The organism is Paenarthrobacter sp. 22069, from assembly GCF_052046035.1.
Classification (GTDB): Bacteria; Actinomycetota; Actinomycetes; order Actinomycetales; family Micrococcaceae; genus Arthrobacter.
The window spans coordinates 100385-121860 of record NZ_JBQEQF010000001.1; the positions used below are offsets into that span (position 1 = coordinate 100385).

29 protein-coding genes are annotated in these 21476 nt (G+C 62.4%); 2 read left to right on the forward strand and 27 right to left on the reverse strand.

Annotated features, from left to right (window positions below):
* Positions 1-65: 65 nt before the first annotated feature.
* A complete protein-coding gene (locus ACTJK0_RS00455) occupies positions 66-1412 on the forward strand; it encodes an ABC transporter substrate-binding protein (RefSeq protein ID WP_440743867.1) in 1347 nt (448 codons plus the stop codon).
* 65 nt (positions 1413-1477) lie between these two features.
* On the opposite strand, the gene map is transcribed toward ACTJK0_RS00455, so the two are convergent.
* The 23 genes from map to rpsJ all read right to left on the reverse strand — a co-directional run bounded on the left by map (position 1478) and on the right by rpsJ (position 14451).
* Complete coding sequence (gene map / locus ACTJK0_RS00460; protein WP_440743868.1) at positions 1478-2305, reverse strand: type I methionyl aminopeptidase; 828 nt, start codon at positions 2303-2305, stop codon at positions 1478-1480.
* 72 nt (positions 2306-2377) lie between these two features.
* Positions 2378-2947 carry an adenylate kinase gene (locus ACTJK0_RS00465; protein WP_181422375.1) on the reverse strand — a complete coding sequence of 190 codons (570 nt, stop codon included), beginning with the start codon at positions 2945-2947 and terminating at the stop codon, positions 2378-2380.
* Positions 2948-2952: 5 nt separating this feature from the next.
* Positions 2953-4263 carry a preprotein translocase subunit SecY gene (gene secY, locus ACTJK0_RS00470; protein WP_110541320.1) on the reverse strand — a complete coding sequence of 437 codons (1311 nt, stop codon included), beginning with the start codon at positions 4261-4263 and terminating at the stop codon, positions 2953-2955.
* 209 nt (positions 4264-4472) lie between these two features.
* A complete protein-coding gene (gene rplO, locus ACTJK0_RS00475) occupies positions 4473-4958 on the reverse strand; it encodes a 50S ribosomal protein L15 (protein WP_013601817.1) in 486 nt (161 codons plus the stop codon).
* Positions 4959-5165, reverse strand: coding sequence for a 50S ribosomal protein L30 (gene rpmD / locus ACTJK0_RS00480; RefSeq protein ID WP_009358731.1), 207 nt, complete (start codon positions 5163-5165; stop codon positions 4959-4961).
* A gap of 2 nt (positions 5166-5167) precedes the next feature.
* Positions 5168-5884 (reverse strand): 30S ribosomal protein S5, encoded by a 717-nt coding sequence (rpsE, locus tag ACTJK0_RS00485; RefSeq protein WP_043454622.1) that lies wholly within the window; start codon positions 5882-5884, stop codon positions 5168-5170.
* A complete protein-coding gene (gene rplR, locus ACTJK0_RS00490; protein WP_018769141.1) occupies positions 5881-6264 on the reverse strand; it encodes a 50S ribosomal protein L18 in 384 nt (127 codons plus the stop codon). The genes rpsE and rplR overlap by 4 nt, the downstream gene beginning before the upstream one ends.
* A gap of 2 nt (positions 6265-6266) precedes the next feature.
* Entirely contained in the window at positions 6267-6803 is a 537-nt protein-coding gene (gene rplF, locus ACTJK0_RS00495; protein ID WP_110541321.1) for a 50S ribosomal protein L6, read from the reverse strand.
* 18 nt (positions 6804-6821) lie between these two features.
* Positions 6822-7220, reverse strand: coding sequence for a 30S ribosomal protein S8 (gene rpsH / locus ACTJK0_RS00500; protein ID WP_110541322.1), 399 nt, complete (start codon positions 7218-7220; stop codon positions 6822-6824).
* 82 nt (positions 7221-7302) lie between these two features.
* Positions 7303-7884: a 50S ribosomal protein L5 gene (gene rplE, locus ACTJK0_RS00505; RefSeq protein ID WP_110541323.1), complete on the reverse strand. Its 582-nt coding sequence runs from the start codon at positions 7882-7884 to the stop codon at positions 7303-7305.
* The gene (gene rplX / locus ACTJK0_RS00510; RefSeq protein ID WP_110541324.1) at positions 7884-8246 is read right to left on the reverse strand and encodes a 50S ribosomal protein L24; all 363 of its coding nucleotides are present in this window, start codon (positions 8244-8246) and stop codon (positions 7884-7886) included. The genes rplE and rplX overlap by 1 nt, the downstream gene beginning before the upstream one ends.
* A 3-nt stretch (positions 8247-8249) precedes the next feature.
* On the reverse strand, positions 8250-8618 hold the full coding sequence (rplN, locus tag ACTJK0_RS00515) for a 50S ribosomal protein L14 (RefSeq protein WP_003803789.1): 369 nt from the start codon (positions 8616-8618) through the stop codon (positions 8250-8252).
* 480 nt (positions 8619-9098) lie between these two features.
* The gene (gene rpsQ, locus ACTJK0_RS00520) at positions 9099-9404 is read right to left on the reverse strand and encodes a 30S ribosomal protein S17 (protein WP_043454607.1); all 306 of its coding nucleotides are present in this window, start codon (positions 9402-9404) and stop codon (positions 9099-9101) included.
* The gene (gene rpmC / locus ACTJK0_RS00525) at positions 9401-9730 is read right to left on the reverse strand and encodes a 50S ribosomal protein L29 (RefSeq protein WP_018769136.1); all 330 of its coding nucleotides are present in this window, start codon (positions 9728-9730) and stop codon (positions 9401-9403) included. Before rpmC ends, rpsQ begins: the two co-directional genes overlap by 4 nt.
* Positions 9731-9732: 2 nt before the next feature.
* Positions 9733-10149: a 50S ribosomal protein L16 gene (gene rplP / locus ACTJK0_RS00530; protein WP_015937848.1), complete on the reverse strand. Its 417-nt coding sequence runs from the start codon at positions 10147-10149 to the stop codon at positions 9733-9735.
* Complete coding sequence (gene rpsC, locus ACTJK0_RS00535) at positions 10150-10980, reverse strand: 30S ribosomal protein S3 (RefSeq protein WP_110541326.1); 831 nt, start codon at positions 10978-10980, stop codon at positions 10150-10152.
* On the reverse strand, positions 10981-11346 hold the full coding sequence (gene rplV / locus ACTJK0_RS00540) for a 50S ribosomal protein L22 (RefSeq protein ID WP_009358304.1): 366 nt from the start codon (positions 11344-11346) through the stop codon (positions 10981-10983).
* A gap of 38 nt (positions 11347-11384) precedes the next feature.
* On the reverse strand, positions 11385-11666 hold the full coding sequence (gene rpsS / locus ACTJK0_RS00545) for a 30S ribosomal protein S19 (RefSeq protein ID WP_003803803.1): 282 nt from the start codon (positions 11664-11666) through the stop codon (positions 11385-11387).
* Between the two features lie 12 nt (positions 11667-11678).
* A complete protein-coding gene (gene rplB, locus ACTJK0_RS00550; RefSeq protein ID WP_159631363.1) occupies positions 11679-12518 on the reverse strand; it encodes a 50S ribosomal protein L2 in 840 nt (279 codons plus the stop codon).
* A gap of 29 nt (positions 12519-12547) precedes the next feature.
* Entirely contained in the window at positions 12548-12853 is a 306-nt protein-coding gene (rplW, locus tag ACTJK0_RS00555; RefSeq protein ID WP_011692807.1) for a 50S ribosomal protein L23, read from the reverse strand.
* A complete protein-coding gene (gene rplD / locus ACTJK0_RS00560) occupies positions 12850-13470 on the reverse strand; it encodes a 50S ribosomal protein L4 (protein WP_043454595.1) in 621 nt (206 codons plus the stop codon). Before rplD ends, rplW begins: the two co-directional genes overlap by 4 nt.
* 4 nt (positions 13471-13474) lie before the next feature.
* Positions 13475-14125: a 50S ribosomal protein L3 gene (gene rplC, locus ACTJK0_RS00565; RefSeq protein WP_110541328.1), complete on the reverse strand. Its 651-nt coding sequence runs from the start codon at positions 14123-14125 to the stop codon at positions 13475-13477.
* Positions 14126-14142: 17 nt separating this feature from the next.
* Complete coding sequence (rpsJ, locus tag ACTJK0_RS00570; protein WP_003803825.1) at positions 14143-14451, reverse strand: 30S ribosomal protein S10; 309 nt, start codon at positions 14449-14451, stop codon at positions 14143-14145.
* Positions 14452-14848: 397 nt separating this feature from the next.
* On the opposite strand from rpsJ, the gene ACTJK0_RS00575 reads away from it, so the two are divergent.
* On the forward strand, positions 14849-16285 hold the full coding sequence (locus ACTJK0_RS00575) for a GH1 family beta-glucosidase (protein WP_440743869.1): 1437 nt from the start codon (positions 14849-14851) through the stop codon (positions 16283-16285).
* Between the two features lie 31 nt (positions 16286-16316).
* On the opposite strand, the gene ACTJK0_RS00580 is transcribed toward ACTJK0_RS00575, so the two are convergent.
* The 4 genes from ACTJK0_RS00580 to fusA form a co-directional block, all read right to left on the reverse strand.
* Positions 16317-17564, reverse strand: coding sequence for an Nramp family divalent metal transporter (locus ACTJK0_RS00580; RefSeq protein ID WP_440743870.1), 1248 nt, complete (start codon positions 17562-17564; stop codon positions 16317-16319).
* A 107-nt stretch (positions 17565-17671) separates the two neighbouring features.
* Positions 17672-17797: a hypothetical protein gene (locus tag ACTJK0_RS00585; RefSeq protein ID WP_440743871.1), complete on the reverse strand. Its 126-nt coding sequence runs from the start codon at positions 17795-17797 to the stop codon at positions 17672-17674.
* Positions 17798-17898: 101 nt separating this feature from the next.
* Positions 17899-19089 (reverse strand): elongation factor Tu, encoded by a 1191-nt coding sequence (gene tuf / locus ACTJK0_RS00590; protein WP_056334246.1) that lies wholly within the window; start codon positions 19087-19089, stop codon positions 17899-17901.
* A 257-nt stretch (positions 19090-19346) separates the two neighbouring features.
* Positions 19347-21461, reverse strand: coding sequence for an elongation factor G (gene fusA / locus ACTJK0_RS00595; protein ID WP_110541331.1), 2115 nt, complete (start codon positions 21459-21461; stop codon positions 19347-19349).
* Positions 21462-21476 lie beyond the last annotated feature (15 nt).

Below are 21476 nucleotides of genomic sequence, written 5' to 3' on the forward strand. Positions count from 1 at the left end.
CCGTCGTACTTCATACCGTGCAGTACATTCCGACCTTCCACTGGCAACAACCGAAAGGAACCGTCATGACACACCTGGACCGGAGGCACTTCCTGGGCCTGGCAGGGGTAACCGCCTCTGCCGCCGCCCTGGCCGCATGCGGCGGCCCCTCAACGAGCGGCGGGGGCCAGGCCACGTCCCAGGCCGCCGAGATCGACTTCAACGGCGTGAAGCCGGCGGCCAAGATCGACTTCTGGTCCAGCCACCCCGGGCAGTCGCAGGACGTGGAGAAGAGCCTGATCGACAAGTTCCACGCCAAGAACCCTGACATCACCGTCAACCTGGTCACCGCGGGCGCCAACTACGAGGAAATCGCGCAGAAGTTCCAGACCGCACAGGCGGCCAAGTCCGGCCTGCCCGGCGTCGTGGTGCTGTCCGACGTATGGTGGTTCCGCTACTACACCAACGGCAGCATCATCCCCGTGGACAGCCTGACCAAGAAGCTCGACATGAAGATGGACGACTTCCAGCAGTCACTGGTGAACGACTACAAGTACGACGGCAAGCAGTGGGCCCTCCCCTATGGCCGGTCGACGCCGTTGTTCTACTACAACAAGGACCACTTCGCGGCGGCCGGGCTTCCCGACCGGGCACCGAAGACCTGGGATGAGTTCGCCGGCTGGGCGCCCAAGCTCAAGGCAAGCTCCGGCGCGCAGTACGCGTACATCTACCCGGCCCTGGCCGGGTACGCGGGGTGGACGCTGCAGAACATGCTGTGGGGCTGGGGCGGCGGGTGGTCCAAGGAATGGGACATCACCTGCGACTCCACAGATTCCGTAGCTGCGCTGCAGTGGGCCCAGGATTCGATCTACAAGGACAAGTGGGCCGGCGTCTCGTCAAAGGAGGCCGCGGATGATTTCTCGGCAGGGCTGACCTCCACCACCATCTCCTCCACGGGTTCGCTGCTGGGGATCCTGAAGTCCGCCAAGTTCAACGTAGGCGTAGGTTTCCTCCCGGGCGGCCCGAAGGCACAGTCCAACGTGTGCCCCACCGGCGGCGCAGGCCTCGGCATTCCCAGCGGCATCACCAAGGAGGAACAGCTTGCCGCCGGGATGTTCCTGGACTTCGTCAGCCAGCCGGAAAGCACCGCCGAGTTCTCGGCAGCCACCGGCTACATGCCCATCCGCAAGTCCGCGGACATGACAGCCGTCCTGGCCAAGACACCGCAGATCAAGACAGCGATGGACCAGTTGGCGGTCACGAAGGTCCAGGACAACGCCCGCGTCTTCCTGCCCGGCGCCGACCAGGAGATGGCGAAGGCAGCGGCGAAGATCCTCACCCAGCAGGGCGACGTCAAGGCCACCATGACCGACTTGAAGAACACGCTGCAGTCCATCTACGACCGGGACGTGAAGCCCAAGCTGAAGTCGTAGGAGGTACGGTGGCTGAGCCTGTCGAAACCCGGGATGTGGATGGCGACAGGCTCAATCACCAAGCTCTACGGAATCGGCACCGGGGTGACGCCGAGGGGCACCAGGTGCTCCGCGCCGCCGTCGGGCGCGGACAGCACCCAGATGCCTTTTTCATGCACGGCCACGGAGTGCTCCCACTGGCAGGAACGCTTCCCGTCGGTGGTCACCACTGTCCAGTCATCCTCCAGGACCGCGGTCTCGATGCCGCCGCGGACCAGCATGGGCTCGATGGCAAGGCAGAGGCCGGGCCTGATCTTGGGGCCCCGGTGGCTGGTGCGGTAGTTCAGGACGTCCGGTGCCATGTGCATTTCGGAACCGATGCCGTGGCCCACATAGTCCTCCAGGATCCCCAGCGGCTTCCCGGGGACTGACGAGACGTAGTCATCGATGGCGGCGCCGATATCACCCACGTGCTTGCCGGAGGCCAGGGCAGCGATTCCCCGCCACATGGCTGCCTGGGTGACGTCGGAGAGGCGCTGGTCCTCGGGATCGGCTGTTCCCACAATCACGGTGCGTGCAGAATCGGAGTGCCAGCCATCGACGATCGCGCCGCCGTCGATCGAGATAATGTCGCCGTCCTGCAGGACCCGGCTGCCCGGGATACCGTGGACCACTTCCTCGTTGACGGACGTGCAGATGGTGGCCGGGAAGCCGTGGTAGCCCAGGAAGTTGGACTTGGCGCCCGCGTCGTTCAGGACGGCGGCGAAGACGTCATCCAGATGCTTGGTGGTAACCCCCGGCACGGCGGCGGCAACGGCGGCGTCCAGCGCACGGCTGAGCACCAGGCCGGCTTCGTGCATGGTGCGCATCTGGGCGTTGTTCTTGTATTCGATGCGGGGCTGGCCGAAGGCCATGGTGTTTCCTTTCAAATGGCTGAGGCTCCTCCCGGATTCCGGGAGGAGCCTCGATAAACCGGGCGCCTGTGGTCAGGCTGCCTGTGCGGCCTTGATGGCCTGCATCACGCGGTTGGTCACTTCATCGATGGGACCGATCCCGTCGACCTGGGTGAGGATGCCGCGCTCGGCGTACTTCGCCACCACGGCTTCCGTCTGCTCGTGGTACAGGTCCAGGCGGTGGCGGATGACGGCTTCGTTGTCGTCGCTCCGGCCCGTTTCCTTGGCCCGGCCCAGGAGGCGGTGAACCAGTTCTTCGTCGTCGGCGGTCAGCTGGAGAACCACGTCGAGCTTCTCGTCGCCGTCGGCGAGGATCTCGTCAAGGTAATCCACCTGCGCGGTGGTGCGCGGGTAGCCGTCCAGCAGGAAGCCGTTCTCGACGTCGGATTCGCCCAGCCGGTCGCGGACCATCTTGTTGGTCACGCTGTCCGGGACGAAGTCACCGTTGTCCATGTACTTCTTTGCCTCAATGCCGAGCGGGGTTTCGCCCTTCACGTTGGCCCGGAAGATGTCGCCGGTGGAGATGGGCACAACGCCGAGGCGTTCTGAGATCCGCTCCGCCTGCGTTCCTTTTCCGGAACCGGGAGGTCCAATAATCAGCATTCTCGTCATCGCAAAAGCCCTTCGTAGTGACGTTGTTGTAGCTGCGCATCAATCTGCTTGACGGTCTCCAGGCCAACGCCCACCATGATCAGGATCGAGGTGCCACCGAACGGGAAGTTCTGGTTTGCGTTGATCAGCACCAGTGCCACCAGCGGAATCAGTGCCACGAAGCCCAGGTACAGGGCGCCGGGGAGCGTGATCCGTGAGAGCACGTACTGCAGGTAATCAGCGGTCGGCCTGCCGGCGCGGATACCTGGAATGAAGCCGCCGTACTTCTTCATGTTGTCTGAGACTTCTTCAGGGTTGAAGGTAATCGCGACGTAGAAGTAGGTGAAAAACACGATCAGGACGAAGTAAACCGCCATATAGATCGGGTGGTCACCGCGGGTCAGGTTGTTGTTGATCCACTCAACCCACGGCTGCATGGGCTCACCGTTCCGGGGCTGGTTGAACTGCGCGATCAACCCGGGAATGTAGAGCATGGAGGAAGCGAAAATCACCGGAATGACACCGGCCATGTTCACCTTGATGGGGATGTAGGTGCTGGTGCCGCCAACGGTACGCCGGCCAATCATCCGCTTGGCGTACTGCACGGGAACGCGCCGTTGCGACTGTTCCACGAAGACCACCAGCGCCACGGTCAGCAAGCCCACCACCAGGACGAGGAAGAACGTTCCCGGTCCCTGCGAGGTCCAGATGGCACCCAGCGATGTGGGGAACTGGGCCGCGATGGACGTGAAGATGAGCAGCGACATGCCGTTGCCCACGCCCTTCTCGGTGACGAGTTCGCCCATCCACATGATCAAGCCGGTACCGGCCGTGAGGGTGATGATGATCAGGACTGTGGTGATGATGCTGCTGTTGGGAATGATCGGCAGCTGGCAGCCGGGAAGCAGCTGACCGGAGCGGGCCAGGGACACCAGGGTGGTCGCGTTCAGCAGGCCGAGTGCAATGGTGAGGTAGCGGGTGTACTGGGTCAGCTTGGACTGTCCCGACGCGCCCTCGTCGTACAGCTCCTGGAACCGGGGAATGACCACCCGGAGCAGTTGCACGATGATGCTGGCCGTGATGTAGGGCATGATGCCCAGGGCGAAGATGGACACCTGCAGCAACGCACCGCCGCTGAAGAGGTTAACGAGCTGGTACAGCCCGCCGGCGGTCTGACCGTTATGCAAGCATTGCTGGACATTCTGGTAGTTCACACCTGGCGAGGGAATGAAAGCACCCAAGCGGAAAATGGTGATGATTCCCAGCGTGAACAACAACTTGCGTCGCAGATCAGGCGTGCGAAAGGCCCGGCCAAATGCGCTAAGCAAGCGTCCTCCTGTGGTGTCAATAAGGGTGGGTGGCGGAATTTGATAAATCCCGACAACCGAGTCTAACGGGTGGATGCGCCATGCGAACAATCCGTCCCCGCGCTCATGCGCCGGATGGCGGGAAATAGTCGCCCGGCGGATGCGAAAAACTCCCGGTATCCGGGGCCGAAGCCCGCGGATACCGGGAGTTCAACAGCTGGCGCCGTCCGTTACAGGGCGGTAGTGCTTCCGCCTGCTGCAGCGATCTTTTCAGCGGCGCTGGCCGAGAATGCGTGGGCGGTGACGTCGACCTTGACGGTGATGTCGCCGGTGCCCAGCACCTTGACGGGCTGGTTCTTGCGAACGGCACCCTTTTCGACCAGGTTCTCCACGGTGACTGCGCCACCTTCCGGGAACAGCTCGTTGAGCTTGTCCAGGTTTACAACCTGGAACTCGACCCGGAACGGGTTCTTGAAGCCACGCAGCTTCGGCAGGCGCATGTGCAGCGGCAGCTGGCCGCCGGCAAAGCCAGCCTTCACCTGGTAGCGGGCAGCAGTACCCTTGGTACCGCGACCGGCGGTCTTACCCTTGGATGCCTCACCACGACCAACACGGGTCTTGGCGGTCTTGGCACCCGGAGCGGGACGCAGGTGGTGAACCTTCAGGGCGTTCTGCTTCTCAGCAGCCTGTGCCTTATCAGCAGTGTTCTCTGCCATTTACTTCGCCTCCTCTACCTTTACCAGGTGCGGAACCGTGTTGAGCATTCCAACGGTCACGGCGTCGGCGGTGCGGACAACGGTGTGTCCGATCCGCTTCAGGCCGAGGGACCGCAGGGTGTCGCGCTGGTTCTGCTTGCCGCCAATGGCGGACTTGATCTGAGTGATTTCCAACTGAGCGTCGGAGGGGACCAGGTTCTTAGCCATGACTAAACACCTGCCTTCGGAGCCAGGAGGGCCTTCACCAGTGCCGGCGGAGCGATTTCGTCCAGCGGCAGGCCGCGGCGTGCTGCCACGGATGCCGGCTCTTCGAGGCGCTTCAGGGCATCAACGGTCGCGTGGACGATGTTGATGGCGTTGGAGGAACCGAGCGACTTGGAGAGGATGTCGTGGATGCCCACGCACTCCAGTACTGCACGGACCGGACCACCGGCGATAACACCGGTACCGGCAGAAGCCGGACGCAGCATTACGACGCCGGCAGCGGCTTCACCCTGAACGCGGTGCGGGATGGTGTTGCCAACGCGGGGAACGCGGAAGAAGGACTTCTTGGCCTCTTCAACGCCCTTGGCGATAGCAGCGGGAACTTCCTTGGCCTTGCCGTAGCCCACGCCGACCATGCCGTTACCGTCACCAACGACGACCAGTGCGGTGAAGCTGAAGCGACGACCACCCTTGACGACCTTGGAAACGCGGTTGATGGTGACAACGCGCTCTACGAACTGGTTCTTTTCGGCTTCACGGCCACCGTCGCGGCCGCCACGGCCACCGCGGTCGCCGCGGCCCTGGCCGCGGTCGCCACGCTCGCCGCGACGGGCGCCACCACGGCGGTCCTCGGCAGCGGGGGCAGTGGTCTCAGCAGCTGCGGCTTCGGGAGCCTTCTGATCTGCAGACACAGTGTCCTTTTCCTTGTTTGCTTCGGTCACAGTGACAGCCCACCTTCGCGTGCACCGTCGGCGACGGCGGCAATCCGGCCGTGGTACTTGTTACCACCACGGTCGAACACGACGGCTTCGACGCCGGCAGCCTTGGCACGTTCGGCAACGAGCTCGCCGACGCGCTTGGCCTTGGCAGTCTTGTCACCGTCGAATGCACGGAGGTCAGCTTCCAGAGTGGACGCGCTTGCTACGGTCTGGCCAATGCTGTCGTCGACAACCTGCACAAATACGTGGCGTGCAGAGCGGTTGACCACCAGGCGGGGGCGGGCAGCCGTACCGGCAATGCGCTTGCGGATACGAAGCTGGCGGCGGCTGCGGGCAGCAGCCTTGCTCTTGTTCGTACGCTTCTTGTTAATGGAGATGGCCATGGTTACTTACCAGCCTTTCCGACCTTGCGGCGGATGACTTCGCCGGCGTAACGGATGCCCTTGCCCTTGTAGGGGTCAGGCTTCCGCAGCTTGCGAATGTTGGCAGCAACTTCGCCGACCTGCTGCTTGTTGATTCCTGAGACAGAGAGCTTGGTCGGTCCCTCTACTGCAAAGGTGATGCCGGCCGGAGCCGAAACGTTGACCGGGTGGCTGTAGCCCAGAGCGAACTCAAGGTCAGATCCCTTGGCCTGAACGCGGTAACCGGTACCGACGATTTCAAGCTTCTTCTCGTAGCCTGCGGTAACGCCCTGGATCATGTTGGCGATCAGGGTGCGGGTCAGGCCGTGGAGCGAACGCGAGGCGCGCTCGTCGTTCGGGCGGCTGACGGTCAGGGTGTTGTCTTCCAGGGCAACCTCGATGGGGCTGGCCACAGTGTGGCTCAGCTCGCCCTTGGAACCCTTGACGCTGACGACAGAGCCGTCAACCTTGACCTCAACGCCGGCAGGAACGGTGATGGGGAGACGTCCAATACGTGACATTATTCTCTTCCTTTCCCGTTACCAGACGTACGCGAGGACTTCGCCGCCCACGCCCTTCTTGCCGGCCTGCTTGTCAGTCAGGAGGCCGGAAGAGGTGGACAGGATTGCGATACCCAGGCCACCGAGCACGTGAGGCAGGTTGGTGGACTTCGCGTAAACGCGGAGACCCGGCTTGGAGATGCGGCGTACGCCGGCGATGGAACGCTCGCGGTTCGGACCGAACTTGAGTTCGAGGGTCAGCTTCTTGCCAACCTCGGCTTCCTCTTCCTTCCAGCCGGCGATGAAACCTTCGGCCTTGAGGATGTCGGCAACGCGTGCCTTGAGCTTGCTGTAAGGCATAGACACGGTGTCGTGGTATGCCGAGTTTGCGTTACGCAGGCGCGTAAGCATATCTGCGACAGGATCTGTCATTGTCATGTGGGCTCATGCCCTTCCTCGTAACGGTTTCCGCCGTCCCGTCCTTTGCGGAGCGGAGCGGCCGGACCTTTTACGTAGTTAATTAAGCTTCGGTTTTGAACGGGAAACCAAGCGCCTTGAGCAGCGCGCGGCCTTCGTCATCGGTCTTGGCAGTGGTGACGACCGTGATGTCCATACCGCGGACGCGGTCGATCTTGTCCTGGTCGATTTCGTGGAACATAACCTGTTCGGTCAGACCGAAGGTGTAGTTGCCGTTGCCATCGAACTGCTTGCCGCTGAGGCCGCGGAAGTCGCGGATACGGGGCAGTGCCAGGGTGACCAGGCGGTCCACGAATTCCCACATGCGGTCGCCACGCAGGGTTGCGTGTGCACCAATGGGCATGCCTTCGCGCAGCTTGAACTGTGCGATCGACTTGCGGGCCTTGGTGACCTGCGGCTTCTGGCCGGTGATCTGGGTGAGGTCGCGGACAGCGCCGTCGATCAGCTTGGAGTCCTTGGCGGCATCTCCAACACCCATGTTCACAACAACCTTGACCAGACGGGGAACCTGGTTCACGTTGGCGTACTTGAACTCATCCTGGAGCTGGCCCTTGATGGTTTCGGCGTACTTGGTCTTCAGACGAGGAACGATCTTCGTTGCCGGAGTCTCGAGAGTCTCAGTCATTAGATGTCCTTCCCGGAGCTCTTGGACACGCGGATACGGACGGTCTTCTTGACGCCGTTCTTCTCCACAGTGTCGAGGCGGAAGCCCACACGGGTCGGCTTCTTGGTCGACGGGTCAACCAGGGCCACGTTCGAAATGTGGATCGGGGCCTCTACGACCTCGATGCCGCCGGTCTTGGTGCCGCGCTGCGACTGTCCAACACGGGTGTGCTTGGTGACGCGGTTGACGCCTTCAACCAGCACGCGGTTGGTGTCGGTGAAGACGCGCAGAACCTTGCCCTGCTTGCCACGGTCGCCGCCGCGCTCAGCCTTGGCGCCAGTGATGACCTGAACCAGGTCACCCTTCTTGATCTTTGCAGCCATGGACTAGAGCACCTCCGGAGCCAGAGAAACGATCTTCATGAACTTCTTGTCACGCAGTTCACGACCAACCGGTCCGAAGATACGGGTACCGCGGGGGTCACCGTCGTTCTTCAGGATCACAGCTGCGTTCTCGTCAAACTTGATGTAGGAACCGTCCGCACGGCGGCGTTCCTTCTTGGTACGGACGATGACGGCCTTGACCACATCGCCCTTCTTTACGTTGCCGCCCGGGATTGCATCCTTGACGGTGGCGACAATGACGTCACCGATGCCTGCGTAGCGACGGCCGGATCCACCGAGAACGCGAATGGTAAGGATTTCCTTAGCACCCGTGTTGTCGGCGACCTTCAGTCGCGACTCCTGCTGAATCACTATTTACTCCTTGCGTCGCGCCGGTTCTCAGGCCGTGATCTTGCTACGGAATGAGCCTTGCGGAACGGTTGATCGGGGTGTCTCTTGACCTGCCTGGATTTTGCCAGACCAGGCCTAAACGCCCGTGCCAGAAGCAGTTGCTCCCATCCGGTCCGGGACGGATCCCGGGCGCACAGGGGCACTATGCTGTGGCACGCTTGTTTACGAGGTTGATGATGGCGCGCGAAAGGCGCCATACAAACTCAATATCTTAGCACGTTTTCCGCCGGTCCCCATATCACCACCATCCCCTGCCCTGCAAGACGGACGACGGCGTCACGCAGGGCAGCCTTTCGTCCCACCCAGGGTGCCGCTCCCCCGCCACGCCGGGCCCCGCCGTCGTCCGCTGTCACCAAAGGATGCACAGCGTGACGTGCCGTTTAAGCGAGGAAGCCCCCGCTCCCGGAAAGGGAGCAGGGGCTTCCAGCAAAGCAGCAGGTGCTACTTGGCCTTTTCGAGGATTTCCACGAGCCGCCAGTTCTTCGTGGCGGACAGCGGACGGGTCTCGGCGATGACAACGAGGTCGCCGATGCCGGCGGTGTTCTCTTCGTCGTGTGCCTTGACCTTGGAGGTACGGCGGATGACCTTGCCGTACAGTGCGTGCTTCACGCGGTCCTCAACCTCGACAACGATGGTCTTTTCCATCTTGTCGGAGACCACGTAACCGCGACGGGTCTTGCGGTAACCGCGCTGCCCAGCCTTGGCTTCGGTAGCAGTTTCGGTCACGTTCTGGTCCTTTTCACTCACTTGGCGTCCTCCTCGGTCTCAGCCTTTTCAGCCTTGTCGGCCTTCTTGGTTGAAGCCTTCTTGGACTTCTTCTCTTCCTTGGCTTCCACAACCGGTGCGGCAACCTCGGCACGAATGCCCAGCTCGCGTTCGCGGAGAACGGTGTAGATGCGTGCGATGTCCTTCTTTACCGCGCGCAGGCGACCGTGGTTCTCCAGCTGTCCGGTGGCGGACTGGAAACGCAGGTTGAACAGCTCTTCCTTGGCCTTGCGGAGTTCTTCAACGAGACGCTCGTTGTCGAAACCGTCCAGCTGTGCGGGAGCCAAATCCTTGGATCCTACTGCCATTTCTACTCACCACCTTCGCGACGCACAATGCGTGCCTTCAACGGCAGCTTGTGGATTGCCAGGCGCAGGGCCTCGCGAGCTACCTCTTCATTGACACCGGAGAGTTCGAAGAGAACCCGGCCCGGCTTGACGTTGGCGACCCACCATTCCGGTGAACCCTTACCGGAACCCATGCGGGTTTCGGCCGGCTTCTTGGTCAGCGGACGGTCCGGGTAGATGTTGATCCAGACCTTACCGCCACGCTTGATGTGGCGGGTCATGGCGATACGGGCGGACTCGATCTGGCGGTTGGTAACGTATGCCGGGCTCAGAGCCTGGATACCCCACTCGCCAAACGAAACCTCGGTGCCGCCCGTAGCAGCGCCGGAACGACCCGGGTGGTGCTGCTTACGGTGCTTTACTCGACGTGGGATAAGCATTTAAGCCTGTCCTCCTTCTACAGCGGCCGGAGCCGCCTCAGCTGCCGGGGCTTCGGCAGCAGGAACTGCGTCAGCGGCCGGGCGGTCGTTGCGACGACGGCGGTCACCACGGTCAGCGCCACCCGGACGGCCGGGACGCTCGCCACGGCCACCGCGGGACGGTGCTGCGGCAGCCTGTGCGGCCAGTTCCTTGGCGGTGACGTCACCCTTGTAGATCCAGACCTTCACGCCGATGCGGCCGAAGGTGGTCTTGGCTTCGTAGAAGCCGTAGTCGATGTTCGCGCGGAGGGTGTGCAGGGGCACACGGCCTTCGCGGTAGAACTCCGAGCGGGACATTTCAGCGCCACCCAGGCGGCCCGAGCAGGCGATACGGATGCCCTTGGCACCGGCACGCTGTGCGGACTGCATGGCCTTCTTCATCGCACGGCGGAATGCCACGCGGGAAGTCAGCTGCTCTGCAACACCCTGGGCAACAAGCTGGGCTTCCATCTCGGGGTTCTTGACCTCGAGGATGTTCAGCTGGACCTGCTTGCCGGTGAGCTTTTCGAGCTCGCCGCGGATGCGGTCTGCTTCTGCTCCACGGCGGCCGATGACGATGCCGGGACGGGCCGTGTGGATGTCCACGCGGACACGGTCACGGGTGCGCTCGATCTCGACCTTGGCGATACCGGCGCGCTCCATGCCCGTGGACATGAGCTGGCGGATGCGGATGTCTTCGCGAACGAAGTCCTTGTACCGCTGGCCGGCCTTGGTGCTGTCAGCGAACCAGTGCGATACGTGATCGGTGGTGATGCCGAGTCGGAACCCGTGCGGGTTTACTTTCTGTCCCACTTAGCGAGCCTCCTCTTTCTCCGGGGTAGCGACTACCACGGTGATGTGGCTGGTGCGCTTCTTGATCTGAAATGCACGACCCTGGGCACGCGGCTGGAACCGCTTCATGGTCGGGCCTTCATCAACAAACGCTTCGCTGATGATGAGGTCGCCTTCGTCAAACGCCACGCCGTCGCGGTCCGCGAGGACCCGGGCGTTGGAGATTGCTGACTGAACTACCTTGAATACCGGCTCCGAAGCTGCCTGGGGGGCAAACTTCAGAATTGCCAGAGCCTCATTCGCTTGCAATCCACGAACAAGGTTGACGACGCGCCGGGCCTTCATAGGCGTTACGCGGATGTGGCGCGCAATTGCCTTGGCTTCCATTGCTTTCCTTCTCTCGTCTTTGACGTAAACGCAGGCGCCTAGCGGCGCTTGCCCTTACGGTCGTCCTTGACATGGCCGCGGAATGTCCGCGTGGGAGCGAATTCGCCGAGCTTGTGCCCGACCATCGACTCAGTGACAAACACCGGGATGTGCTTGCGTCCGTCGTGTACGGCGATCGTGTGTCCGAGCATGTCGGGGATGATCATCGAACGGCGGGACCAGGTCTTGATGACGTTCTTGGTGCCCTTTTCGTTTTCCCTGGCTACCTTCACAAAGAGGTGCTGGTCAACGAAAGGACCTTTTTTCAGGCTGCGTGGCATGTGTCCAGGCTCCTATCGCTTGTTCTTGCCAGTACGACGGCGACGAACAATAAGCTTGTCGCTCTCTTTGTTGGGGCGGCGGGTGCGGCCTTCACGCTTACCGTTCGGGTTGACGGGGTTACGTCCACCGGACGTCTTACCCTCACCACCACCGTGCGGGTGGTCAACCGGGTTCATGGCGACACCACGGACGGTCGGGCGGACGCCCTTCCAGCGCATGCGGCCGGCCTTGCCCCAGTTGATGTTCGACTGCTCGGCGTTGCCGACCTCGCCGACGGTTGCGCGGCAGCGCACGTCAACGTTGCGGATTTCGCCGGAAGGCAGACGCAGCTGGGCGAAGCGGCCTTCCTTGGCAACGAGCTGGATCGATGCGCCGGCGGAGCGGCCCATCTTGGCGCCGCCACCCGGGCGCAGTTCAACTGCGTGGATTACGGTACCTACCGGGATGTTGAGCAGGGGCAGGTTGTTACCGGGCTTGATGTCAGCACCGGCACCTGCCTCGACAACGTCACCCTGGGAGAGCTTGTTGGGAGCGATGATGTAACGCTTGGTGCCATCAACGTAGTGCAGGAGGGCGATGCGAGCCGTGCGGTTCGGATCGTACTCAATTTCAGCAACGCGGGCGTTGACGCCGTCCTTGTCGTGGCGACGGAAGTCGATCAGACGGTACTGGCGCTTGTGGCCACCACCCTTGTGACGGGTCGTGATCTTACCGGAGTTGTTACGGCCACCCTTTTTCGGGAGGGGACGTACCAACGACTTTTCCGGCGTCGACCGCGTAATTTCGGTGAAGTCCGCTACGCTCGAGCCACGACGGCCCGGGGTAGTCGGCTTGTATTTACGGATTCCCATAATTTATTTCCTCGTTAAAGTGGTCTCCGCTACGCGAGCGGACCGCCGAAGATGTCGATGGTGCCTTCTTTGAGGGTGACAATCGCACGCTTGGTGTTCTTGCGGGTACCCCATCCGAATTTGGTGCGCTTGCGCTTACCGGCACGGTTGATGGTGTTGATCGATTCGACCTTGACGGAGAAGATCTTCTCCACGGCCAGCTTGATCTCGGTCTTGTTCGAACGGGGGTCCACCAGGAAGGTGTACTTGCCCTCGTCGATCAGGCCGTAGCTCTTTTCCGACACGACGGGTGCAAGCACGACGTCGCGGGGATCCTTGATGGTGGCTGCACTCACTTGGCATCCTCCTCGTTCTTTGCTGCCTTCGCGGCAACGAATGCGTCGTAAGCAGCCTTGGTGAAGACAACGTCATCGGAAACGAGAACGTCGTAGGTGTTCAGCTGGTCTGCGTACAGAACGTGAACGCCGGCGAGGTTGCGCACGGACAGTGCAGCAACGTCGTTGTCCCGCTCGATGACGACCAGCAGGTTCTTGCGCTCGGAAACGCCGCGAAGCGTCGCCAGGGCAGTCTTGGACGACGGCTTGTCGCCTGCAACCAGCTCGGAGACAACGTGGATGCGGCCGTTGCGGGCCCGGTCAGACAGTGCGCCGCGCAGTGCAGCAGCAATCATCTTCTTGGGGGTCCGCTGGCTGTAGTCACGCGGGGTGGGACCGTGGACAATGCCACCGCCGGTCATGTGCGGAGCACGGATGGAACCCTGACGGGCGCGGCCGGTGCCCTTCTGCTTGAACGGCTTGCGTCCTGCACCGGAAACTTCAGCGCGGGTCTTGGTCTTGTGGGTTCCCTGGCGGGCAGCAGCGAGCTGGGCAACGACAACCTGGTGCAGCAGCGGCACGTTGGTCTGAACGTCGAAGATCTCTGCAGGCAGGTCAACCTGGACAGTGTTAGCCATTGAACTAGGCTCCCTTCACGGCGGTACGTACGAAGACGACCTGGCCGCGGGCGCCGGGGACGGCACCCTTGATCAGGAGCAGCGACTTCTCGACGTCAACCGCGTGGACCGTGAGGTTCAGCGTGGTGTGACGAACGGCGCCCATGCGGCCGGCCATTTTCATGCCCTTGAAGACGCGGCTCGGGGTGGATGCGCCACCGATTGAACCGGGCTTACGGTGGTTCTTGTGGGCACCGTGGGAAGCTCCAACGCCGTGGAAGCCGTGACGCTTCATAACACCGGCGAAGCCCTTACCCTTGGTGGTGCCGATGACGTCGATCTTCTGGCCGGCTTCAAAGAGCTCTACGGAGAGTTCCTGGCCCAGCTCGTACTCTGCAGCATCTGCGGTACGGAGTTCGACGACGTGGCGGCGAGGCGTGACGCCTGCCTTCTCAAAGTGACCAGCCAGCGGCTTGGTGACCTTGCGGGGATCGATCTGGCCGTAGCCGATCTGAACGGCGACGTAGCCATCAACTTCTGCGTTGCGCAGCTGGGTGATGACGTTCGAGTCTGCCTGGACCACAGTGACGGGGATGAGCTTGTTGTTCTCGTCCCAGACCTGGGTCATGCCGAGCTTCGTGCCCAGCAGGCCCTTTACGTTACGGGTTGCGGTCATAGTTTCTCAGCACCTCCCTACAGCTTGATTTCGATGTTCACGTCAGCCGGCAGGTCGAGACGCATGAGCGAGTCGACGGCCTTCGGCGTGGGATCGATGATGTCGATAAGACGCTTGTGCGTGCGCATTTCGAAGTGCTCGCGGCTGTCCTTGTACTTGTGCGGAGAGCGGATTACGCAGTACACGTTCTTCTCCGTAGGCAGCGGCACGGGGCCAACTACCGTTGCGCCTGCGCGCGTGACCGTCTCAACGATCTTCCGTGCTGAAACGTCAATGACCTCGTGGTCGTATGACTTCAGCCGGATGCGGATTTTTTGTCCCGCCATGTCGCCTGACTCTCTTTCAGTCTGTGCTTCCCCGGTTTAGGGCTGCCCTGTTCACTTACTCGTTGTATGGCTGCCGAAGCATTTGAGGTCGTAACCACCATCCGCCGCACAAACTGAATCCGGATGAATCCGGGTTCCTCACCTTGCCGGCGTAACCGACCCCCGCGGTCGGGCGTGTCGCGCTGGGCGCACATATAAATCCGCAGTTCCTTGGGGGTGGGTTATGTTTGGTCTTCAGCTTGGACCCTGCACCCGGCATTATCCGGATCGGGACGCGAAGAAGCGCTTGAACAACTCATCTAGTATGCCGGAAATCCACGGCAGATGCGAATCGGCTCCGGTTCCCGGCCCTCCGGGGGCATTGCCGCGGACGGGGACCCGGCTGGATGATAGGGGCATGACCCTGGAGAGCACCGAATCGGTGACTGAACTGGCCCGACGCGTACCGCCGTCGTTCACGCTTGGTGTCGCGGCAGCGGCGTTCCAGATCGAAGGCGCACTCAAGGCAGGGGGCCGTGGACCGTCGGGATGGGATGCCTTCGCAGAGAAGCCGGGCGCAATTCTGGACGGCCACTCCCCTGCCGTGGCGTGCGACCACTACAACAGGTTGCCTGAGGACGTGGCACTGCTGAAGGAGCTGGGCGTTGACTCCTACCGGTTCTCCCTTTCCTGGCCGCGCATCCAACCGGGCGGCCAGGGTGCCTTCAACGCCGAGGGACTGGACTTCTACGACCGCCTGATCGACCAGCTCCTTGAGGCCGGCATCTCCCCCATGGCCACCCTTTACCACTGGGACACACCCCTGCCGCTGGAACACCGGGGCGGCTGGCTCAACAGGGAAACGGCGGAACGGTTCGGCGACTATGCCAAGGCGGCGGGCGAACGTTTCGGCGACCGGGTGGCGCAGTGGGTGACCCTCAACGAGCCCGTATCGGTCACACTGAACGGGTATGCACTGGGCGTGCACGCCCCGGGCCGCCGGCTGATGTTCGACGCCCTTCCCTCGATCCACCACCAGCTCCTGGCGCACGGGCTCGGCGTGCAGGCGCTGCGGGCGGCTGGCGTCAAGGGAGAGGTCGGCCTGACCAACCTGCATTCGCCGGTAAGGCCTGCCACGCGCAGGCTCGGCGACCGGCTCGTGGCGAACCTTTACGATCTGCTGGCGAACAGGGTCTATGCCGATCCCGTGCTGCTGGGCCGGTACCCGTCCCTGCCGTTGTACGCAAGACCCTGGCTGCGTTTCATTGGCAGGATTTCCGACGCCGACCTCCGGACCATCCACCAGCCGCTGGACTTCTATGGGCTCAACTATTATTTCCCAGTCAAGGTTGCCCTGGGGCCGGGCATCACTCCCCTGCCCGCGGACATGCACAAGGAGCTTGCCAAGCTGCCGTTCCACGAGGAGGGCTATCCGGAATACGGCAGCACGGGGTTTGGCTGGCCTGTGGCGCCCGGGCATCTGGGGGTGCTGCTGCAGGAGATGCGGGACCGGTATGGCGACGCCCTCCCTCCGGTATACATCACTGAGGGCGGCGCCAGCTTTCCTGAGCCGGACACCGTTTCGGGGACCTTGGAGGACGCCGAGCGCGTGGAATACCTGGCCTCCCACCTCGGAGCTGCCCTGGAGGCCACCGCACCCGGCGGGATAGCCGAGGGCGTGGACCTGCGCGGTTATTACGTATGGACGCTGATGGACAACTTTGAGTGGGCCGCCGGCTACTCCCAGCGCTTCGGCCTGGTGCACGTGGACTTTGACACCCTGGAAAGGACGCCCAAGCGCTCCTTCTACTGGTACCAGGCACTCTCCCGCGCCCGTCGCCCCGGCCAGGAGTAGGCACCGCACTGACAGAGGCAGCCCGGGGCCGTTAGCCGCCGAGCACCGTCAGGAAGATCAGGACGCAATTCAGGCCGATGATCAGCGTGGCGCTGGTCCACCCTGCGATCCGCAGGGGCTTCGAATCGGCATGGATGCCCATCACCTTCCGGCTGCCGGTCAGCCTGATCAGCGGAATCAGCGCGAATGGGATGCCGAAACTCAGCAGCACCTGGCTGAGGACCAGCGCGAGCGTAGGTTCGACACCCGCCCCCAGGACCACCAGTGCCGGGACCAGGGTTAGGGTCCTGCGGACCAGCAGAGGCACCCGCAGCTTAAGGAGTCCGCCCATAATGGTGGCGCCGGCGTAGCAGCCCACCGAGGTGGACGCCAGTCCCGAGGCCAGCAGGCCGATGGCAAAGACGACGCCGATGACCGGCCCGAGTGCCGACGTGACGGCGGCATGTGCACCGGCGATGGTATCGGTCCCCTCCACACCGCGGAGGCTGGAGGCAGCCAGCAGCAGCATGGCGATATTGACGATTCCGGCCAGCAGCAGGGCGCCTGCAACATCCACGCGGGTGGCCCGGATGAGCCGCGTCCTGACCAGCGGGTCCGGCGAAAATCCGTGGCGGTCCCGGGCGAGGGCCGAATGCAGGTAGATGGCATGCGGCATTACCGTGGCGCCGAGCATGCTGGCGGCGAGCAGGACGGTGTCCGTTCCCTCGAACCGCGGCACGAGCCCGGCCAGCGCACTGCCACCGTCGGGCGGCTTGACGAACAATCCCGAGACGAAGCCGACGGCGATGACCCCCAGCAGGGTCAGGATGGCGAGTTCGAAGGCCTTCTGGCTGCGGTGTGACTGCAATGCCAGCAACAGCATGGAGGCCAGCCCGATGATCACTCCGCCCTGGAGCAGAGGAAGGCCAAACAGCAGGTTGAGGGCCACTGCCCCGCCGATCACCTCAGCCATGTCAGTGGCACCGGCCACCACCTCCGCCTGGACCCAGAAGGCACGGCGGCCCCGGGTCCCCAGGCGCTGGCCAAGGATCTCGGGCAGGCTCATGCCGGTGGCGAGCCCAAGCTTGGCCGACTGGTACTGGATCAGGACGGCCATGGCGTTGGCGGCCACGAGGACCCAGACCAGCAGGTACCCAAAGCTTGCGCCGGCGGTCAGGTTGGCGGCGACGTTGCCTGGATCCACGTATGCGATGGCGGCGACGAACGCCGGGCCGAGCAACAGGAGGCGCGACCAGATGCCCGGGGTGGCGGTTTTCGCCGTCATCGTTGAAGCAGCCATCACGTGTCCTCGTCGTCGCGGGCGTCAGTACAACGAGGATAGCGCAGATTTAGGCATACCGAAAAGTAGGAGTAAGGGCTCCCTGCACCCCTGTTCCGGCGTTCCGGCTACTGGTTCCTGTTGGCCCTGCTGATGCGCTTCGCGCGGTCAATCTCGTGCCGGAAGTTCCTCCTGGCCCAGATCACTCCGGCTACAACGGCGACCGCAATGATGAGGAAAATAAGCCATCCCATGATGCTCTCCTTTCAGTGCTGCAACAGTATCAGGGGGCCTTTAACGAAAAAGGACAGCCCCGCTGCTTTCGCAGCGGGGCTGTCCTTCAGTTCAGCAAGTATTACTTGATGATCTTGGTAACACGTCCCGAACCAACGGTGCGGCCGCCTTCACGGATAGCGAAGCCGAGGCCCTCTTCCATAGCGATCGGCTGGATGAGCGCAACGGTCATCTCAGTGTTGTCGCCAGGCATAACCATTTCCGTGCCCTCGGGCAGGGTGATAACGCCGGTTACGTCCGTGGTACGGAAGTAGAACTGCGGGCGGTAGTTGGAGTAGAACGGGTTGTGACGTCCGCCTTCGTCCTTGGACAGGATGTAGACGTTGGCCTCGAAGTCGGTGTGCGGGGTGATGGAACCCGGCTTGACGACAACCTGGCCACGCTCGACATCGTCGCGCTTCAGACCGCGGAGCAGGAGGCCACAGTTCTCGCCGGCCCATGCTTCGTCGAGCTGCTTGTGGAACATCTCGATACCGGTAACCGTGGTCTTCTGGACCGGGCGGATGCCGACGATCTCGACCTCGGAGTTGATGGCGAGGGTTCCACGCTCGGCGCGGCCCGTAACAACGGTGCCACGGCCGGTGATGGTGAAGACGTCCTCGATCGGCATCAGGAACGGCTTGTCGCGGTCACGTACGGGGTCCGGAACGGACTCGTCGACAGCGGCCATCAGGTCCTCAACGGACTTGACCCACTCGGGGTCGCCTTCCAGGGCCTTGAGGCCGGAAACGCGGACAACCGGAGCTTCGTCACCGTCGAAGCCCTGCGAGCTCAGGAGCTCACGAACTTCCATTTCAACGAGGTCCAGCAGTTCCTCGTCGTCGACCATGTCAGCCTTGTTCAGCGCGACCAGCAGGTAGGGAACACCAACCTGGCGGGCGAGCAGAACGTGCTCGCGGGTCTGGGCCATCGGGCCGTCAGTAGCAGCAACCACCAGGATTGCGCCGTCCATCTGGGCAGCACCGGTGATCATGTTCTTGATGTAGTCAGCGTGGCCGGGGGCGTCTACGTGTGCGTAGTGACGCTTCTCGGTCTGGTACTCCACGTGGGAGATGTTGATGGTAATACCGCGCTGACGCTCTTCGGGTGCAGAGTCGATCGACGCGAAGTCACGCTTCTCGTTGAGATCCGGGTACTTGTCGTACAGCACCTTGGAAATGGCGGCCGTCAGCGTCGTCTTACCGTGGTCAACGTGACCAATGGTGCCGATGTTGACGTGCGGCTTAGTCCGCTCGAACTTTGCCTTTGCCACAGGTTCCTCCTAGAACGTTTTCAAATAGCTTGCCCTCCAGCCGCGCTTATCGCGGTAGAACTCAGGCAAGTCTACTTGGGGGGCTTTGGATTGGTGAAATTGCAGATTCAGGAACTAATACTAATCCCCTGAGCCTGTTCGTGCAGAGGCCGGACCGGCTTGCCGGTTGATTCCGGCCGGCCAGGCCACCTGCACCGGCTGTGCTGTCCGCTGGCGGCCAGCACAGCCGAGGGTGTTCGCTTTGAAAGTCCGAAGGACTACTCGCCGCGGGACTTCTGGATGATCTCGTCGGCGACAGCCTTCGGGACCTCGGCGTAGCTGTTGAACGTCATGGAGTACACAGCGCGGCCCTGGGTCTTGGAGCGCAGGTCACCGATGTAGCCGAACATGCCGGACAGCGGAACGTGCGCACGGATGACCTTGACGCCCTGTGCATCTTCCATGGACTGCATCTGGCCACGGCGGGAGTTGAGGTCACCGATAACTTCACCCATGTATTCCTCAGGGGTGCGGACCTCGACATCCATCAGCGGTTCGAGCAGAACGGGATTCGCCTTGCGTGCAGCTTCCTTGAAAGCCATACGGCCTGCGATCTTGAAGGCCATTTCCGAGGAGTCAACATCGTGGTAGGCGCCGTCGATCAGCGTCGCCTTGATGCCCACAACCGGGTAGCCGGCCAGGACGCCGTCGTTCAGCGCATCCTGGATGCCCGCGTCGACGGACGGGATGTACTCGCGCGGAACGCGGCCACCGGTGACCTTGTTCTCGAACTCGTACAGCTCGCCCTCGGCGGTGTCCAGCGGCTCGATCGCGATCTGGATCTTTGCGAACTGGCCCGAACCACCGGTCTGCTTCTTGTGCGTGTAGTCGTGGCGTTCGACGGCGCGCTTGATCGTTTCGCGGTAAGCAACCTGGGGCTTGCCCACGTTTGCCTCGACCTTGAATTCGCGGCGCATGCGGTCCACCAGGATGTCCAGGTGGAGCTCGCCCATGCCGGCGATGATGGTCTGGCCGGTGTCTTCGTTGAGGGACACCTGGAAGGTGGGGTCCTCAGCGGAGAGTTTCTGGATGGCCGTGGAGAGCTTCTCCTGGTCACCCTTGGTGTTCGGCTCGATGGCAACCGAGATCACGGGCTCCGGGAAGCTCATGGACTCGAGAACGATCTGGTTGTTGGCATCACACAGGGTGTCACCCGTGGTGGTGTCCTTCAGGCCGATGGCTGCGTAGATGTGGCCGGCGGTAGCGCCCTCAACGGGCATTTCCTTGTTGGCGTGCATCTGGAAGAGCTTGCCGATGCGCTCCTTCTTGCCCTTGGTGGAGTTGACCACCTGCGCGCCTGCTTCCACGTGACCGGAGTACACGCGGATGAAGGTGAGCTGGCCGAAGAAGGGGTGTGCCGCAATCTTGAACGCCAGGGCCGAGAACGGCTCTTCAGCGGAAGGCTTGCGGGTCAGTTCCTTCTCTTCGTCGCGGGGATCGTGGCCGACCATCGGGGGGACATCGAGCGGGTTCGGCAGGTAGTCCACCACTGCGTCGAGCATGGGCTGAACGCCGCGGTTCTTGAAGGCGGAACCGCAGAAGATCGGGTACAGCTCGGAGTTGATCGTCATCTTGCGGATGCCGGCCTTGAGCTCGTCGATCGAGATCTCTTCACCCTCGAGGTACTTCTCCATGAGCTCTTCGGAAGACTCAGCGACGGTCTCAACGAGGTTCGCGCGGTATTCCTCAGCCTTTTCCTGGAGGTCAGCCGGGATCTCGCGGATCTCGTACTTGGCACCCATGGTGACGTCACCCTTGGCATCGCCGGGCCACACCAGGGCACGCATGTAGAGCAGGTCGACGACGCCGATGAAGTCGTTCTCAGCACCGATGGGCAACTGCATGACCAGCGGCTTGGCGCCGAGGCGGCTGATGATGGTGTCTACGGTGAAGTAGAAGTCAGCACCGAGCTTGTCCATCTTGTTGACGAAGCAGATACGCGGGACGTTGTACTTGTCAGCCTGGCGCCATACGGTCTCGGACTGCGGCTCAACGCCTTCCTTGCCGTCGAAGACGGCAACTGCACCGTCGAGGACGCGCAGGGAGCGCTCAACCTCAACCGTGAAGTCCACGTGGCCCGGGGTGTCGATGATGTTGATCTGGTTGTTTTCCCAGAAGCAGGTCACGGCGGCAGACGTGATGGTGATGCCGCGTTCCTTTTCCTGTTCCATCCAGTCAGTGGTCGAAGCGCCGTCGTGCGTTTCGCCGATCTTGTGGTTCACACCCGTGTAGAACAGGATGCGCTCGGTTGTGGTGGTCTTGCCGGCATCGATGTGGGCCATGATGCCGATGTTGCGGACCTTACTAAGGTCAGTAAGCACGTCCTGTGCCACGGGGTCTCCTTTTGG

Excerpts from the sequence above, each read along its gene's own strand:
- ACTJK0_RS00455 (WP_440743867.1), top strand. The coding sequence starts at position 66 with ATGACACACCTGGACCGGAGGCACTTCCTGGGCCTGGCAGGGGTAACC.
- map (WP_440743868.1), bottom strand. The coding sequence starts at position 2,305 with ATGGCCTTCGGCCAGCCCCGCATCGAATACAAGAACAACGCCCAGATG.
- ACTJK0_RS00465 (WP_181422375.1), bottom strand. The coding sequence starts at position 2,947 with ATGCTGATTATTGGACCTCCCGGTTCCGGAAAAGGAACGCAGGCGGAG.
- rplO (WP_013601817.1), bottom strand. The coding sequence starts at position 4,958 with ATGGCAGAGAACACTGCTGATAAGGCACAGGCTGCTGAGAAGCAGAAC.
- rpmD (WP_009358731.1), bottom strand. The coding sequence starts at position 5,165 with ATGGCTAAGAACCTGGTCCCCTCCGACGCTCAGTTGGAAATCACTCAG.
- rplR (WP_018769141.1), bottom strand. The coding sequence starts at position 6,264 with ATGGCCATCTCCATTAACAAGAAGCGTACGAACAAGAGCAAGGCTGCT.
- rplF (WP_110541321.1), bottom strand. The coding sequence starts at position 6,803 with ATGTCACGTATTGGACGTCTCCCCATCACCGTTCCTGCCGGCGTTGAG.
- rpsH (WP_110541322.1), bottom strand. The coding sequence starts at position 7,220 with ATGACAATGACAGATCCTGTCGCAGATATGCTTACGCGCCTGCGTAAC.
- rplE (WP_110541323.1), bottom strand. The coding sequence starts at position 7,884 with ATGACTGAGACTCTCGAGACTCCGGCAACGAAGATCGTTCCTCGTCTG.
- rplX (WP_110541324.1), bottom strand. The coding sequence starts at position 8,246 with ATGGCTGCAAAGATCAAGAAGGGTGACCTGGTTCAGGTCATCACTGGC.
- rpmC (WP_018769136.1), bottom strand. The coding sequence starts at position 9,730 with ATGGCAGTAGGATCCAAGGATTTGGCTCCCGCACAGCTGGACGGTTTC.
- rplP (WP_015937848.1), bottom strand. The coding sequence starts at position 10,149 with ATGCTTATCCCACGTCGAGTAAAGCACCGTAAGCAGCACCACCCGGGT.
- rplV (WP_009358304.1), bottom strand. The coding sequence starts at position 11,346 with ATGGAAGCCAAGGCAATTGCGCGCCACATCCGCGTAACGCCTATGAAG.
- rpsS (WP_003803803.1), bottom strand. The coding sequence starts at position 11,666 with ATGCCACGCAGCCTGAAAAAAGGTCCTTTCGTTGACCAGCACCTCTTT.
- rplB (WP_159631363.1), bottom strand. The coding sequence starts at position 12,518 with ATGGGAATCCGTAAATACAAGCCGACTACCCCGGGCCGTCGTGGCTCG.
- rplD (WP_043454595.1), bottom strand. The coding sequence starts at position 13,470 with ATGGCTAACACTGTCCAGGTTGACCTGCCTGCAGAGATCTTCGACGTT.
- rplC (WP_110541328.1), bottom strand. The coding sequence starts at position 14,125 with ATGACCGCAACCCGTAACGTAAAGGGCCTGCTGGGCACGAAGCTCGGC.
- rpsJ (WP_003803825.1), bottom strand. The coding sequence starts at position 14,451 with ATGGCGGGACAAAAAATCCGCATCCGGCTGAAGTCATACGACCACGAG.
- ACTJK0_RS00575 (WP_440743869.1), top strand. The coding sequence starts at position 14,849 with ATGACCCTGGAGAGCACCGAATCGGTGACTGAACTGGCCCGACGCGTA.
- ACTJK0_RS00580 (WP_440743870.1), bottom strand. The coding sequence starts at position 17,564 with ATGGCTGCTTCAACGATGACGGCGAAAACCGCCACCCCGGGCATCTGG.
- ACTJK0_RS00585 (WP_440743871.1), bottom strand. The coding sequence starts at position 17,797 with ATGGGATGGCTTATTTTCCTCATCATTGCGGTCGCCGTTGTAGCCGGA.